The 14,208-nt window shown below is 44.4% G+C and carries 11 protein-coding genes; 5 read left to right on the top strand and 6 right to left on the bottom strand.

Translation table 11 applies throughout. From position 1 onward, the window contains the following. Nucleotides 1-330: 330 nt before the first annotated feature. Together ahpF and ahpC are read right to left on the bottom strand one after the other, a co-directional pair. Nucleotides 331-1,953: an alkyl hydroperoxide reductase subunit F gene (gene ahpF, locus ACYTXU_RS12880; protein ID WP_462207204.1), complete on the bottom strand. Its 1,623-nt coding sequence runs from the start codon at nt 1,951-1,953 to the stop codon at nt 331-333. A gap of 151 nt (nt 1,954-2,104) precedes the next feature. Continuing rightward, nucleotides 2,105-2,668 carry an alkyl hydroperoxide reductase subunit C gene (gene ahpC, locus ACYTXU_RS12885; protein ID WP_018623534.1) on the bottom strand — a complete coding sequence of 188 codons (564 nt, stop codon included), beginning with the start codon at nt 2,666-2,668 and terminating at the stop codon, nt 2,105-2,107. 141 nt (nt 2,669-2,809) lie between these two features. Here ahpC and ACYTXU_RS12890 point away from each other — a divergent pair, with 141 nt between their 5' ends. From ACYTXU_RS12890 to ubiA, 3 genes are all read left to right on the top strand, one after another. Beyond that, nucleotides 2,810-3,712 carry a LysR substrate-binding domain-containing protein gene (locus ACYTXU_RS12890; RefSeq protein ID WP_462207206.1) on the top strand — a complete coding sequence of 301 codons (903 nt, stop codon included), beginning with the start codon at nt 2,810-2,812 and terminating at the stop codon, nt 3,710-3,712. Nucleotides 3,713-3,774: 62 nt separating this feature from the next. After that, nucleotides 3,775-4,332 (top strand): chorismate--pyruvate lyase family protein, encoded by a 558-nt coding sequence (locus ACYTXU_RS12895; protein ID WP_462207208.1) that lies wholly within the window; start codon nt 3,775-3,777, stop codon nt 4,330-4,332. A gap of 429 nt (nt 4,333-4,761) precedes the next feature. Then, the gene (ubiA, locus tag ACYTXU_RS12900; protein ID WP_462207210.1) at nt 4,762-5,628 is read left to right on the top strand and encodes a 4-hydroxybenzoate octaprenyltransferase; all 867 of its coding nucleotides are present in this window, start codon (nt 4,762-4,764) and stop codon (nt 5,626-5,628) included. Here the strand turns inward: ubiA and plsB are convergent. From plsB to ACYTXU_RS12915, 3 genes are read right to left on the bottom strand one after another with little or no spacing between them, the layout of a single operon-like run. Beyond that, complete coding sequence (plsB, locus tag ACYTXU_RS12905; protein WP_462207212.1) at nt 5,584-8,136, bottom strand: glycerol-3-phosphate 1-O-acyltransferase PlsB; 2,553 nt, start codon at nt 8,134-8,136, stop codon at nt 5,584-5,586. The genes ubiA and plsB overlap by 45 nt on opposite strands. Nucleotides 8,137-8,161: 25 nt before the next feature. After that, nucleotides 8,162-9,388, bottom strand: coding sequence for a pyridoxal-dependent decarboxylase, exosortase A system-associated (locus ACYTXU_RS12910; protein ID WP_462207213.1), 1,227 nt, complete (start codon nt 9,386-9,388; stop codon nt 8,162-8,164). Between the two features lie 30 nt (nt 9,389-9,418). After that, entirely contained in the window at nt 9,419-10,975 is a 1,557-nt protein-coding gene (locus tag ACYTXU_RS12915; protein WP_462207215.1) for an acyl-CoA ligase (AMP-forming), exosortase A system-associated, read from the bottom strand. Between the two features lie 191 nt (nt 10,976-11,166). Here ACYTXU_RS12915 and ACYTXU_RS12920 point away from each other — a divergent pair, with 191 nt between their 5' ends. After that, nucleotides 11,167-12,294 (top strand): VanZ family protein, encoded by a 1,128-nt coding sequence (locus tag ACYTXU_RS12920; protein ID WP_462207217.1) that lies wholly within the window; start codon nt 11,167-11,169, stop codon nt 12,292-12,294. 114 nt (nt 12,295-12,408) lie between these two features. Here ACYTXU_RS12920 and ACYTXU_RS12925 read toward each other — a convergent pair whose 3' ends face one another. Continuing rightward, the gene (locus ACYTXU_RS12925; protein ID WP_462207218.1) at nt 12,409-12,945 is read right to left on the bottom strand and encodes a hemerythrin domain-containing protein; all 537 of its coding nucleotides are present in this window, start codon (nt 12,943-12,945) and stop codon (nt 12,409-12,411) included. Nucleotides 12,946-13,334: 389 nt separating this feature from the next. Between ACYTXU_RS12925 and ACYTXU_RS12930 the strand changes: the two genes are divergently transcribed. After that, a complete protein-coding gene (locus tag ACYTXU_RS12930) occupies nt 13,335-14,078 on the top strand; it encodes a DUF3050 domain-containing protein (protein ID WP_462207220.1) in 744 nt (247 codons plus the stop codon). Nucleotides 14,079-14,208: the final 130 nt, after the last annotated feature.

Consider the following 14,208-nt stretch of genomic DNA (forward strand, 5'->3'; position numbering starts at 1 on the left):
TGTAGGACAGATTGATAGAAAAAAAGCTCGTAGTAGGTTGGTGATGAGCGAAGCGAATCCCAACATAACCCTATCGACTATATCTAAGGTGTTGGGATTCGCTTCGCTCATCACCAACCTACTGGAGTTAAGTAAGATTGTAGGGACAAGCTGCTCTTACCCTGATATCTAGAAGTGCCTGTATAATATTTATCGGTGGGCCAAGGCCCACCCTACAGTTCGAAAACTAGAATTAAAAAGGGCAGGCACATTGGCCTGCCCCTACCAGAAGAATGGTATAAAAAAGGCGGGCACTTTGGCCCGCCATGACTAACTAAACAAGATAAGTATTTATGCCGCTGCCGACTGGCTTGATTGATGATCTTGATACATGGCTTCAAGCTTCGATGAGTTAGCCAGCAGGTACTCGAAGGAGGCCAGTGATGCTTTAGCGCCTTCGCCCATGGCGACTACGATTTGCTTGTATGGCACTGTAGTCACATCTCCGCAAGCGTAGATACCGGGCTGTGACGTTTCGCACTTCTCGTTAATCACCACTTCACCAAAACGCGTTAGCTCAACCACATCACCCAGGAACTTGCTGTTAGGCACCAGACCAATTTGTACAAAAACACCATCCAGTTTCAATGTATGCAATGCTTCTGTAGCGCGATCCTGATATTCAATTGCTAAAACCTTGCCGTTGTCGGCATGGATTTCTTTGGTCGCTACATTACGCAAGATGGTGATATTGTCACGGGCTTCTGCCTGATCAACCAACACCTTGTCTGCCTTCAGGTCTGGCATAAATTCAAACACGGTTACAGACTTAACAATGCCCGCCAAATCGAGCGCAGCTTCAATACCTGAATTACCGCCACCGATTACTGCCACGTCTTTTCCTTTGAAGAATGGGCCATCACAATGCGGACAGTAAGCAACGCCATTACCAATATTTTCCTTCTCACCGGGAATGCCCAGTTCGCGCCATTTGGCACCAGTGGCAATGATTAAAGTTTTGCTGTCAATAACTTCACCTGATGACAGGGTGATACTTTTAATATCGCCTTGCTCAACGTTAGTGACACGCAGATGCTCTTTAACAGTAACGTCGTAATCATTCAGGTGCGCCTGTAAAGCACCTGATAATTCTGGGCCGGTAGTCTTTGGTACAGAAATCAGGTTTTCAATACCCATGGTGTCTTTGACCTGACCACCGATACGGTCAGCAATCAAGGTGACCTTTAAGCCTTTGCGTGCGCTGTATATTGCAGAGCCAACGCCTGCCGGGCCACCGCCAATAACAACCACATCCTGTAATGGCATCTTTTCGCCAGCACCTGCCTGAGCAATGCCGGGATCTTTTTCCAGTAATTTATCAATCAGTTCGGCTGCAGTCACTTTACCGTTAGCGAATAGTTCGCCGTTAAGGTAAACACTGGGCACGCCTTGAATGTCGCGTTCTTTGACCATGTCCTGGAACAAGCCACCGTCAATCATCTCTGTCTCAATGTTAGGGTTTAACAGGGCAAATTGATTAAGAGCCTGAACCACGTCAGGACAGTTGTGACAGCTAAGGCTGATGAAAACTTCAAATGTCATCGGTTGCTGCACATTGGCTATCATCTTTTTTAACGACTCATCCAGCTTCACTGGGCTGCCGGCTGCCTGTAATACGGCCAGTACTAATGAGTTGAACTCATGGCCGGATGGAATACCTGAGAAACGGATACCTGTATCTTCTTTGCCAGAACCGCCGTCTGCCTCAAGAATAAAGCTGATCGGGCTGCGCACCTGACCGGACAGGTCACGTTCTTCAAATTGCAGTTTGTCGCTTACGCTGACAAAACTGCTTAAAAAGTCTTTAAGTTCATTACGCTTTGAATGCTCACCGGTTTGCAAAACGAAAGTCACCGTCTTTTGCATCTTGGCGGTATAGCCTTTCAAAGCTTCTAAAATTTGATTATTCAACATTGGGATTACACCTTTGTCTTGCGTTGGTTGGATATTTCCCGCCCAGCATCAGCTCTATAGATAAAATGCCGGGAAGAAAATGCTCAAGCTCCGGAGAGCTGGCTGGCCGAAGCCAGCCAATTCTTAGAAGTATGACTAATAAAAGTCTTACTTAGATTTTGCCTACCAGGTCTAATGAAGGAGCAAGAGTTTCTTCACCTTCTTTCCAAGCTGCTGGGCAAACTTGACCTGGGTTGTTGCGTACGTACTGAGCGGCTTTAATTTTACGAACCAACTCTTCGGCGTCACGACCAACACCTTCAGCAGTGATTTCCATAACCTGGATTACACCATCAGGGTCAACCACGAAAGTGCCACGGTCTGCAAGACCTTGACCTTCACGCATAACGTCGAAGTTACGAGTGATTTCGCCAGTTGGGTCGCCAATCATGGCGTAGTTGATTTTGCCGATAGTGTCTGAAGTTTCGTGCCATGCTTTGTGCGTGAAGTGAGTGTCAGTAGATACTGAGAATACTTCTACGCCACGGCTTTGCAGCTCTTCGTAGTGATCAGCAAGGTCTCCTAGCTCGGTAGGGCATACGAATGTGAAGTCAGCTGGGTAGAAGAAAAAGACTGCCCACTTGCCTTCGATGTCTTTGTTAGAAACTTCAACGAATTCGCCGTTTTTAAAGGCTGTCGCTTTAAATGGTTTAATTTCAGTGTTGATAAGTGCCATATAATGGATCTCCTAATAGTATTAATAAGTAATTGACTTCGGGGACTACTTTAACGATGCCATGATGATAAGTAAATTTGGATATATTGAAGTTTATGTTCTAAAATAGTGAACATAAACTGTAATCATTCAGGTAATAGCATGCTTTCATTCAAACAGCTCACTTATGCTCTGGCAGCCGAAGAAACCTTACACTTCAAGAAGGCAGCGGATAAATGCCATGTTAGCCAATCTGCGCTAAGCACCGCACTTAGTCAGTTGGAAGAGCAGCTGGGAGTGCAGATCTTTGAGCGAGATAATAAAAAGGTGCTGGTGACGCCGATTGGCAGAGAGGTGCTGGATCGCGCACGCGAAATCGTCGCCCAGGTCAATTCATTGCAAAATCTCTCTTCCAGCCTCAAAGAGCCGTTAAGCTTCCCGTTGTCCGTCGGCGTCATTCCAACCATTGCGCCTTATCTGCTGCCCAAGATGTTTCCCATCCTCAATCAACGCTTCCCCAATGCAGAATTGCGCATTGTCGAAGAGCAGTCGCATGTATTGGTGGAAAAGGTGCAAAAAGGTGAGCTGGACACCGCAATCCTGGCCTTACCCTATGCCTGTGATGGCTTGCTGACCATGGAGTTCTGGCAAGAGGATTTCTATTGGGTGACTTTAAAAGGCGATAAATACAGCCAGCAAAAAGAAATCACCAGCGATGAGATGATGCACAGCAATCTGATGCTGCTCAAAGAAGGACATTGCCTTAAAGACCATATTCTGGATGCCTGTAAATTAAGCAAAGAACAAACGGAACATGGCTTTGGAGCTACCAGTTTGAATACCCTGATCCAGATGGTGTTAGGAAAGCTTGGCACGACTCTGATCCCGGATATGGCACTCGATCAGCTTATTTCACAGAACAAAGCATTAACTGCAGTGCATTTAAAAGAACCGGGGCCGCATCGTCGCATCGCCTTTATTATTCGTCCCAATTTTACCCGTCTATCGAGTGTCGAAGCCTTGAAAGGAGTCTGCAGAGACGCCTTAGCTGGGAAGAGTGGCTAACACTTGGGTATTGTGATTAAGATCCAGTACAATGACTGCACTTTGGTTTAGGCTGACACCTGATGAATGTTAATAACTGGCAAAGTGCCGACGATGCTGCGATAAAAGAGCTTCCCTTTCATGTGGCCGAATGGCTCGCAGAATTTGGTTCTTTAACCGAGAAGCTGTCACGAAATGTTGATGAAGTCAGGCTTGAGGTATTGCACGAAGGAGCTGGCATATTAACAGCGGAAGAGGCTGTAGCATTAAATACAGAGGGTGATGTCAACTGTCAGGTTCGAGAAGTCGTTCTATACGGCCCGCAACAGCCGTGGATCTTTGCCAGAACCAGTATGCCATTTAGTAGCAAACATCTGATTGAGAAACTTGGCAATAAACCACTAGGCAGTATCCTTTTTTCAGATGAAGAATTAAGACGACAGTTTCTGCAGGTATGTCAGCTTGAAGAAACCAGTCAGCTTTACCAAAGTACTATTCGTTATTTAGAGAAAGAAAACCTATTAATGAAATCCGCACAGCCCAAACTGTGGGCAAGACGCTCGCTATGGAAAAAGAAAGATAAAGACGATGGCATGTTGGTGTGTGAGGTGTTTTTGCCGGATGCGCCATTGTATAGGTAATATTTATCTTGTCTCTGGTAAGAGTTAATGCTTTGTCAGGGATATATGTATAAGGTCAATTTAAGATTTCGCCTTTGGGCGAGTTACTTTTCTTCTGTGAGTAAGAAAAAAGCGTAACTTAACAGCATATAGCCGATATACCATTAAACAAGTAAGTAGGTTTCATAGACCACTAGAGATAGTGGCTAGCACCAAATAACCCATTAAAAGTTAGCCGAAGTATTCAAAATTATAGTGTAAATTGGGCAGGACAGCCCAATTTAGCAAATTCGAAACAAGGATGTTTCGTTTTGCGGCACGTTAAGTGATTTTGGATAGTGAGGGAAGCGCAAAGCGCCTAACTTTTAGGGCGAGTTTTTTGGTTCGTTTTTTGCTCGTCCAAAAAATGAACATAAGAAAAAATTTATATAAAGACGTTCAACAAAGGGGATGAACTTGAATAAAGACAAATGGCGTCAGTATGCGTTGTTGATGCGGTTGGATAAGCCGATTGGTACATTTTTATTGCTGTGGCCGACGCTGTGGGCGTTATGGATTGCGGCGGAGGGTTTGCCGCCGTTGTGGATTCTGTTGGTATTCTGTTTGGGTGTATTTCTAATGAGGTCGGCGGGTTGTGTGATTAATGATTATGCAGACCGTGATTTTGATGCGCATGTGGAACGTACTCGTCAAAGGCCGCTAGCGCAGAATAAAGTGACGCCGCGTGAGGCGCTTAAGTTATTTTTATTGTTGGTGTTGATAGCTTTCGCGCTGGCTCTGACCTTGAACTGGTTTGCTGTGAGCTTAAGTTTTGTGGCAATTGGTTTGGCAGCAACTTATCCTTTCATGAAACGTTATACCTATTTCCCTCAAGTGATATTAGGAGCGGCTTTTGCATGGTCAATCCCAATGGCTTTTGCTGCGATTCAGAATGAGTTACCGCTTATTGTCTGGGTGATTTACACCTCCACGCTGTTATGGGTGCTAGCTTACGATACCTTGTATGGCATGGTTGATCGTGAGGATGATATGCGACTGGGTTTGAAATCGACTGCAATATTATTTGGTGAGATGGATTTGGTAATGGTGGCTACTATTCAATCGCTGTTCTTGATCGGCATGTATTTACTGGGAGAACAGTTAGAGTATGGAGTCTATTATTACATTAGTTGGGTAATCGCGGTGGTATTGATAGGAATACAAATGTGGCGTTGTCGCACTCGAGATCGTCAAGAATGCTTCAACGCCTTTTTGAATAATAATTACGTCGGGTTACTTCTTTTTCTCGGTATCGTCTTCCACTACCAATTCGGGTGAGTTTTTGTCAACCAGAAGAATTTGATCACGAGCCTGTTGGCGTAAGCTACGGGCTGCCTGCTGCAGACCCTGTTGAACTGGCACGCTCAGCATGCTCAATATGCTTTGATAAAGATCCTTGCAACTTTCGGTTGCACGCATGCCAATACCTTCTTTGTGCTCCACCCACCCCTGTTCTTTAAGAACCTTTACTTGAGTTTTGAATAAGTTCTTATCGAAGAACTCGGGGGCATTGATGCCATAAAGAGCTGCGATACGTTGCGCCAGCTTTTGGCTTTCCTGCTCCAACTCTGCGCGATGAATAACTTGCTCGGGTTGTAAACTAAACAATATGGTTAGACTCATTGCATAACGCTGTAATGCAGGCTGCGCTGCCTGAGCCAGTAACATCAAGCGGGACCATTCTGGCGCTTCGCTATCGGCAGGAATGTATTCATCACCACGCTTAAACAGTAGTTTATGATCAAGCATGGTCTGGATGAGTTGATCAGTACGTTCTTCGAGTTCACTAATATCCCAGCGAACATACAACTCTTGATGCAAGAAGGGGTAAACAGACTTAACGGCATTTTGAATATGCTCATGAGTCACGTCATCATGACGCTGAAAAATAGAGGCAATTAATGAGGTCAATGCAAATACGTGCAAAATATTGTTGCTGTAATAAGTCGATAGAACCGCTTCATCACCTTCGATTGAAATGACATCACCAGCAGGGTCATTGATTTCCTGAACCATGCCCAGTTTTTGAGCTGTGTCTAACAACTGTGACCCATTTTCTTCGGGTATATTGATGTGCTCACTGTAAGGTGCTTGACGAGCAAAAGTCATCAGCAAATCAAGATGAGCGATAAGCTCTTGTTTGTCCATAGCTAAACGTGGAGTGGCTAATAAAGACAGACTCACCAGACAAACACTGTTAAGGCTCACTGCGGCATTGATACGACGATTGATTTCATCGCCAAGATCAGTCACAAAGTTAGAAAGCCATTCTGGGCGAGCCTGAGCCTGGCCTTGAAAGTCACTCCAGTCAATGTTCTGTTTGGTTAGATAATCTTCCAGGGCTAACGGTTGGCCAAAGTTAAGATAGACTTTACCGTAAAAACGTTTTAACGCTTTGCGAACACCCAGTAATTGTCCGACAGATTCCTGCTTTTTAGCATGGCCACGTAACTCACCGACATAACTTTTACCCTCAAACATACGTTCATAGCCAATATAAACTGGCACAAATATGATTGGGCGACGAATACCCCGCAACATACTTTGTACTGTCATGGCTAGCATGCCTGTTTTGGGCGTTAATAGGCGTCCGGTTCGACTACGACCACCTTCCTGAAAGTATTCAACGGGAATACCCTTATTGAATAGACGGTATAAATACTCATTGAAAACTGCTGTGTAGAGTTTGTTACCCCGGAAACTACGACGCAAGAAGAAAGCGCCACCGCGACGAAGCACAGAACCAACAGGCCAGAAATTCAAGTTAATACCTGCAGCAATGTGCGGAGGGACTAAGCCTTCATGGTAGAGCTGATAAGACAGTAATAAATAATCAGCATGGCTACGATGACAAGGAACGTAAACAAGCTCATGGTCTTTTGCCAGCTGGCGCACCTGCTTAAGATTGTTAACTTCGATTCCAGCATAAATCTTGTTCCACAGACGGGTCAAAGTCGTAGACAAAAAGCGAATCATACGCGGGCTAAAATTAGCGGCAATTTCTTTAACGTATTTACCAGCCTGTTTTTCAATTTGTGCGCGAGTTTTGCCAGTTTTTTTGATTTCTCGATCAACCGCCTGATGCACCAGGTCAGAAGCAACAATGCCATCAATCAGATCACGACGATTTTCGGTTCGCGGGCCCACCGTAGCGACCCATTGACGGTTGAAGTGCACCCGTAAAATACGACTCAGTTTATGGGCTGTCTTTTCAGGCGGATTATCGAGATTAACTTGTGAAGAATTAAGAGCAATCGGTTCGCCATATTGTACTAAACATTGGCGGCCTAAAAATAACATGATAAAGAACTTTGCAAAACGACCAGATTGCTCAACGTTTGACATGAAATAGCGTAAAAAGGATTTTTCTTTTCCTGGGCTGCGACCCCAATAGATTGAAACCGGGACTAGTTTAAATGTTTTGTCTGGATTCGCTTTTTGTGCCTGAACTAATTTAGCGATAGAAGCTTTATGGGCAGAATTAACGCGACTGCGACGAAAAACACTGGGTCTGTTATTTAAGAACAAGCAGCTACCGGATTCGGGTACTGCTAATTTTTTATCGGTAACTCGAGCCGTTGGTAATTGAAGTTGCGAAGCCTGGCGGCGAAGTAACTCGATGGCGGTTACCGATTGATTTCTTAAGATATAAATAATGTGATCTTCGTTATTGAGTTCGAACTCTTGCTTAGGATCAGAAGGTGCCCCTTGCTCACGAACCAAAAGTTTTAATGGTAAGCGCAGTAAAGATAACGAAAAATGTTTTAAAGAAGATGAAATCGACATAAAAATCTCTATTGATATAAAACAGTTAGAGCAGTAGCTCAACAGGGTGCGGGTGGCTTAAAAAGTCTCGTGGACTGGCGGTAAAGCCATAAGCGCCTGATTGATAGACAGCTACCCAGTCACCAATTTCTGCCTTCGGGAGTTCCATCTTACTGGCAAGAATATCGAGTGGTGTGCATAAAGGGCCTACAATGTTCACCAGCTCGGTATCAGATTGTTGCATACGGTTGGCGATCGCAACAGGATAATTTCTGCGTATGACCTGGCCAAAATTACCGGATGCTGCAAGGTGGTGGTGTAGGCCGCCATTAGTAATTAAATAGGTTTGCTGGCGGGATACTTTCTTATCAGTAACCTGGCAAAGATAAACACCGGCATTGCCAACCAGGTAACGACCTAGCTCAAGAATCAATTCACAATCTTGTAGAAGGTGCTGATGCTCATCAATCAGCTGATTAAGATTATCGGCAATAGGCTCAAGATCCAGTAATTGATCACCCGGAAAGTAAGGAATACCGAAGCCGCCACCAATGTTGAGATGCTTTAGGGTTAAGGCATACTCTTTATGAAGGCGATCGACCAGCGCAAAAATACTATTGTGCGCAGTAATGATGGAGCCGGAGTTTAGGTTTTGTGAACCGGTAAAAATGTGTAAGCCCATGAACTTGAGCTTAGGATGTTTCAGTAGTTGGAACACTTGATCAAGCTGTTCAACATCAATCCCAAACTGCTGCGGGCCGCCGCCCATTTTCATACCTGATGACTTTAATTCGAAGTCGGGGTTTAGGCGTAAAGCTATATTAGCGAAACGATCATGACTGTCAGCAATCTTGATAATCCGTTCCAGCTCGGTAATGGATTCCACATTAATAGTGATGCCGGAAAAAATCGCCATTGTCAGCTCTTGCTCTGACTTGCCAGGACCAGCAAAACTGATCTTGGATGGAGAGATTCCAGTTGATATGGCGGTATGCAGTTCTTTGCCAGATGCAACGTCAAGCCCATCGACCTGATGCGATAAATAATTAACCAGTGCAGGCATCGGATTGGCTTTAATGGCGTAATGCAAACTGATTTTCGGGAAAAAGCGACGCAGCATCTCAACATTTTGTTTGATCACCGAACGGGCATAGACATAACAAGGCGTCTGGCCTGCAATGGCCACCACTTCCTCAACAGAATAGTTTGCGATGACCAGTTGACCATCACGTGATTCAAATTGATTCATGTCAGCATGCGTCTTATGACTCATTCGTTCGATCCTTATGATCTCTTGTTGTTTTCATTTGCTGTATTCAAGTTGCAACTGGTTGCGATCAATTTTGCCGTTGGGATTGCGCGGCAACTGCTCGACAAACTCAATAACTTTGGGTTGCATATAATTCGGTAGTTGTTGTTGGCAATAACGTTTTACGTCTTGCTCGGTTAATTCACTATCGGCTTTGATCAGCAACATTATGGCCTGGCCTAATTCTTCATCGGGCAAGCCAATAGCAACCACTTCAGCCACACCGACCAGCTGGTAAAGGCTCTCTTCAAGCTCGGCTGGACTGATACGATAACCGGAACATTTTATCATATCGTCTTGGCGGCCAATAAAATAGAGAAAACCATCTTTATCACGACGCACTGTATCACCCGACCAGACCGCAAGTTCAGGTAAAAAAGGTGACTGGCTGCTAATAGGTTTAAAACGTTTGGCTGTTTTATCCGGTGCATTCCAGTAGCCAAGGCTGACATGTACACCGCGATGAACCAACTCTCCTGGCTCATCCACGCCGCACTCAGTGCCGTCAGGACGTAGCACTAACACCTGTGCATTGGGAATGGCTTTACCGATAGAGTCTGAGTGGGTATCAACATAAACCGGGTCGAGATAGGTCGAGCGAAAAGCTTCGGTCAGTCCATACATTAAATAGGGAAGCGTATTCGGTAGAACCTGACGTAAATGATTCAAGGTTGCTTTCGGCATGACACCGCCGCTATTGGTCAAATAGCGCAAACAGCGAGCTTCTTGGGGCCATTCCAGCTTTGCCAGCTGTATCCATAAAGGAGGAACCGCAGCCAGGCCTGTGATCTGGTGCTGAGCAACCTGACGAATGACATCGCGCGGGAACAGGTATTCCATCAGCACCACGGTTGCACCCACTAATAAGCCGGTGGTGATTTGGCTTAAGCCATAATCAAAACTGAGCGGCAGAACGGCCAGGATTTTGTCTTCGGAGCTATTCTGTAAGTATTGACTGACGCTTTCTGCTCCGGCAATAAGGTTACGGTGTGACAAGCAAACACCTTTGGGCTGGCCGGTTGAGCCCGAGGTATAAAGAATAGCGGCTAAATCCTGATCAATAACCTGGATGGGCGGAGCTGGAACATCTTGTGTATCAGTCTCAGGCCAAAAGTGCTGTTGAAGGGCCATTTCAGTTTTATCATCTGCCAAGCCTTGCTCGATGATTAACAGATGGTTAAGGTCAGAACACGCTTGCAAAGCTTCGGTCAAAAGTTTTGCTCTTTGTTGGCTTGTGATGAGCAGCTTAACGTTACAATCAGCCAAGATGTAGGCCACCTGAGCTGGCTTAAGTACTGGATTGACAGGCACAAAAACCAGTCCCGCGCGGCTGGCGGCTAGAATACTGATAACAGTTTCGACCTGTTTCGGCAGGTAGACTGCAACCCGGTCGCCCTGAGCTAAACCCATACTCAGAAAGTATTGCGCAAGCTGATTAATGGCGTGGTCAAGTTGCTCATAGGTCAATTGACGTTTGTTATCATCAATCGCGACTTTGTCGGCGAAATTTTGCTTGCTTGCAGTTACAATGGCGTCAAGCTGGCAGTGCATGGTAAATCCGATTCTGAAAGATGGGGCTATTGTAGCTTTTTCAATGAATTACGTCAGCTGTTGACGCACAACTATGTCACTCTAGGTCAAACACATAGGTCTAACAGATAGGTTCAACACATAGGTTTAATAGACCTCTACCGCATGGCTCGACTGAGCCGATAGCGAAATAATTAAAGAAAAAGGGTTTTATGCGGCTCATTTGGTACATCGTCATTCTATTTATTGTTTATGGTTCTCTCTATCCTTTCGATTTTGAGCTCGGGAGAGATTTGCCTGATGATTTCTCGAAATGGCTGTTTAGCTGGCACCATAGAACCATTCGTAGTGACCTGATTGCTAATATTCTGTTGTTTATCCCTTATGGTTTTTTCGGTGCTTTGACCATTAAAGAAGAACATCGGCGCTGGCCTCTGTTATGGATTGGCATGACGTTTGTCGGTGGTTTTCTATTCGCGTTGTTTCTGCAGCTTTTGCAATTTTACCTGCCCTCCAGAATTCCCGAAGCTGCTGATGCTCTGACCAACTCGATTGGCATATTAATTGGCTTTGCAATAGCTGGATTTACCAACAGTCAGCGTGTGCAGCGATTGATTCCTCGCGGCTTACGTTTTCAGTTGACGCCTGCTTTGTTGGTTTTAGTGCTTTGGCTGGCCTGGCAGTTTTTCCCTTATATTCCAGTATTTGAAAGTAAGCAGTTTGGCGATGGTCTAATTCATATCACCCAGAGTGGCTGGTCACTGCAGCTGTGGCTGGAGCGAGTATTATTCTGGATGGTGTTTTATTATGTACTGGAACGGGTAGTTGCCAAGAAATACAGCATGACGGTAATAATCGGTATTACGGTGTTTGTATTAATCATTAAGTTAGCCATGCTTCGTAGCCAGATTGGGTGGAGTGAAATCAGCGCCGTACCCTTGGCAATATTATTACACGCCTATCTTGGGCATGGCTTTAGAGTAGCAATGGTTGTTATCGGTACAGCAACACTGTTTATTTGGCAAAATCTTTTCCCCTGGCAGTGGCAGAGTTCAATGAACAGCTTTGAGTGGATGCCATTTGATAACTTCCTGACGGGAAGTACCTGGAATAACCTTAGTGCTTTGTTAAGAGAATCCCTGCTGTTGGCTTGTTTTGGCTATTTTCTCGGTAAATGGTTATCCAGTTATAAAACAGCCGGCGCCGTATTGACACTTTTTGTGGTAGGCGTGACGGCATTACAGTTCTTTATTGTTGGCAAACAACCAGACAGTACCTCCATCGTTATGGCGTTGGTAATTGCGATACTATTTCAGCGATTGGCAAGAATAGCGCCTTAGTCTGCGAAAGGGCAGGGCAGAAGAACTGAAAAAAAAAGCACCTGACCTGGATGGGAGCTTAGTCAGGTGCTCAAAGGGAAGTGGAGCTATAGGTAAATCAGTACTAAATAAAAATTAATCAGGTTGGTATAAAGTATAAAGTTCGTTTTCTTCCAGTGATACACGATGGGTTAACACCTTGCCTACCGTTTCAAAATCCTTCTTAAAACTTTCTTTTTGGTCAGCAGTAATAATCGGCTTCGAGTAAGCTTTACAAAAACGAATGACCGCCTGCGCAATATCATTCATTTCGCTACGGAAATCTTTTACCAGATCCATGCTTGAAGAATCATCCGAAAGCTTTTGTTCGAGGTAAACATAGAACTTAACGTTTTCCTTGAGTAGGTGAGCCTGGAAGTCACGCTTAAATTGAGTAACCAGATCAGCCAGCTTTTGGCGATCATTGGCTTCGTAACCTTCTGTCCAGATACGCCCATATAGACCGACTAGATGGTTATGATCGCCCTTTAGGTTATCAATCAAATGTGGGTCATAACTGATACCGTAATGATTGCGCTTTTGGGTGAAATCAACTTCTCGAATGGGGTTTGGCTCTCGAGTATCGACCTGTTCAGGCCGATCACTAAAAAAGTTTTTTATAAAACCAAACATGGTGCGACTCCTCAGCTATATGTAAAAGTAAAAAACAAAAAAAATCTTATCTTTTTAATCCCTCTAGTAGACACTAATTATTGATATATATCAATAGGTTAGAATGCATAAATGACTACTTGATCAATGCGTAAATGCATCGATAAAAAAAGTATTTTTTATGCAGGATTTATAACATTTTTGTTAAAAACGCACTCGAAAGTGATAACTATTTCAAAATACCCGCAAATAACCCTTTGGTGGATATGGTTATTTTGGCAAGGGTGTGATTATTTAGGGGTGACTAAAAAAACTGTAATAAAAAGAAGCAGTTAATGCATATCTGCATTTTTGGATGTCGGGTAAGCAAAAAAAAATTTACAACTATAGCTGAACAAAGGAAGGAAATTATGATTGAACAAAAACTCTCACCATTAAAGCAGGCCTTATCCCACCATAAAGCCTATGGATTACTTAACTCAACCAATAATATTCGTACTTTTATGGAGTATCACGTTTATGCGGTTTGGGATTTTATGACCTTACTGAAAGCCCTGCAGCGACGTGTGACCTGTGTTGATATCCCGTGGCGCGAATCTGGTTATCCCACGGAAGTAGTACGATTCATCAATGAAATTGTGATTGGTGAAGAAAGTGATCTGGACCAGAATGGCCATCCCATCAGCCACTATTCTCTGTACCTCGAAGCGATGCAGGAAGTCGGTGCTGATGTGTCTAAAGTTCAGCAATTTGTGGCATCTTTAGATACTAGCACTATTCCTGAGGGTGCACGTGAATTCGTGGAATATAATTTGAAGTTGGCGGATGAGGGAACCGATGAAGAAGTCGCTGCAGCTTTCCTTTACGGACGTGAAAAACTAATCCCAGAAATGTTCACTGGCATTAAAGACGCGTTAATCAGGGAAAATGCCGATTGTCCTACCTTAATCTACTATCTGGAGCGTCACATTGAATTAGATGGCGATGAACATGGTCCGTTAGCTGAAAAATGTCTCAAGGCCATTTGCGGTGACGATAAAGATAAGTGGCAACGTGCGTTAACAGTCGGCGAAGAGTGCCTGCAGATGCGTGATACCTTGTGGAATCAGGTTGAAAAAGCACTGGCTCAAAAATCAGGTATCAGAGCTGCCTAGTATCTTGTCTAGTTAGTCATAAAGATTAACCCCTCGCTGCCTGCTCGCTAGTCGGGTGGGCGGCATTACTTTTACTGGACATTCTTAGAGAAAAGTCTTCATTAGCACTTAAAATCAAGTTTGGTTACAA

This window comes from Kangiella sp. M94, assembly GCF_054926195.1.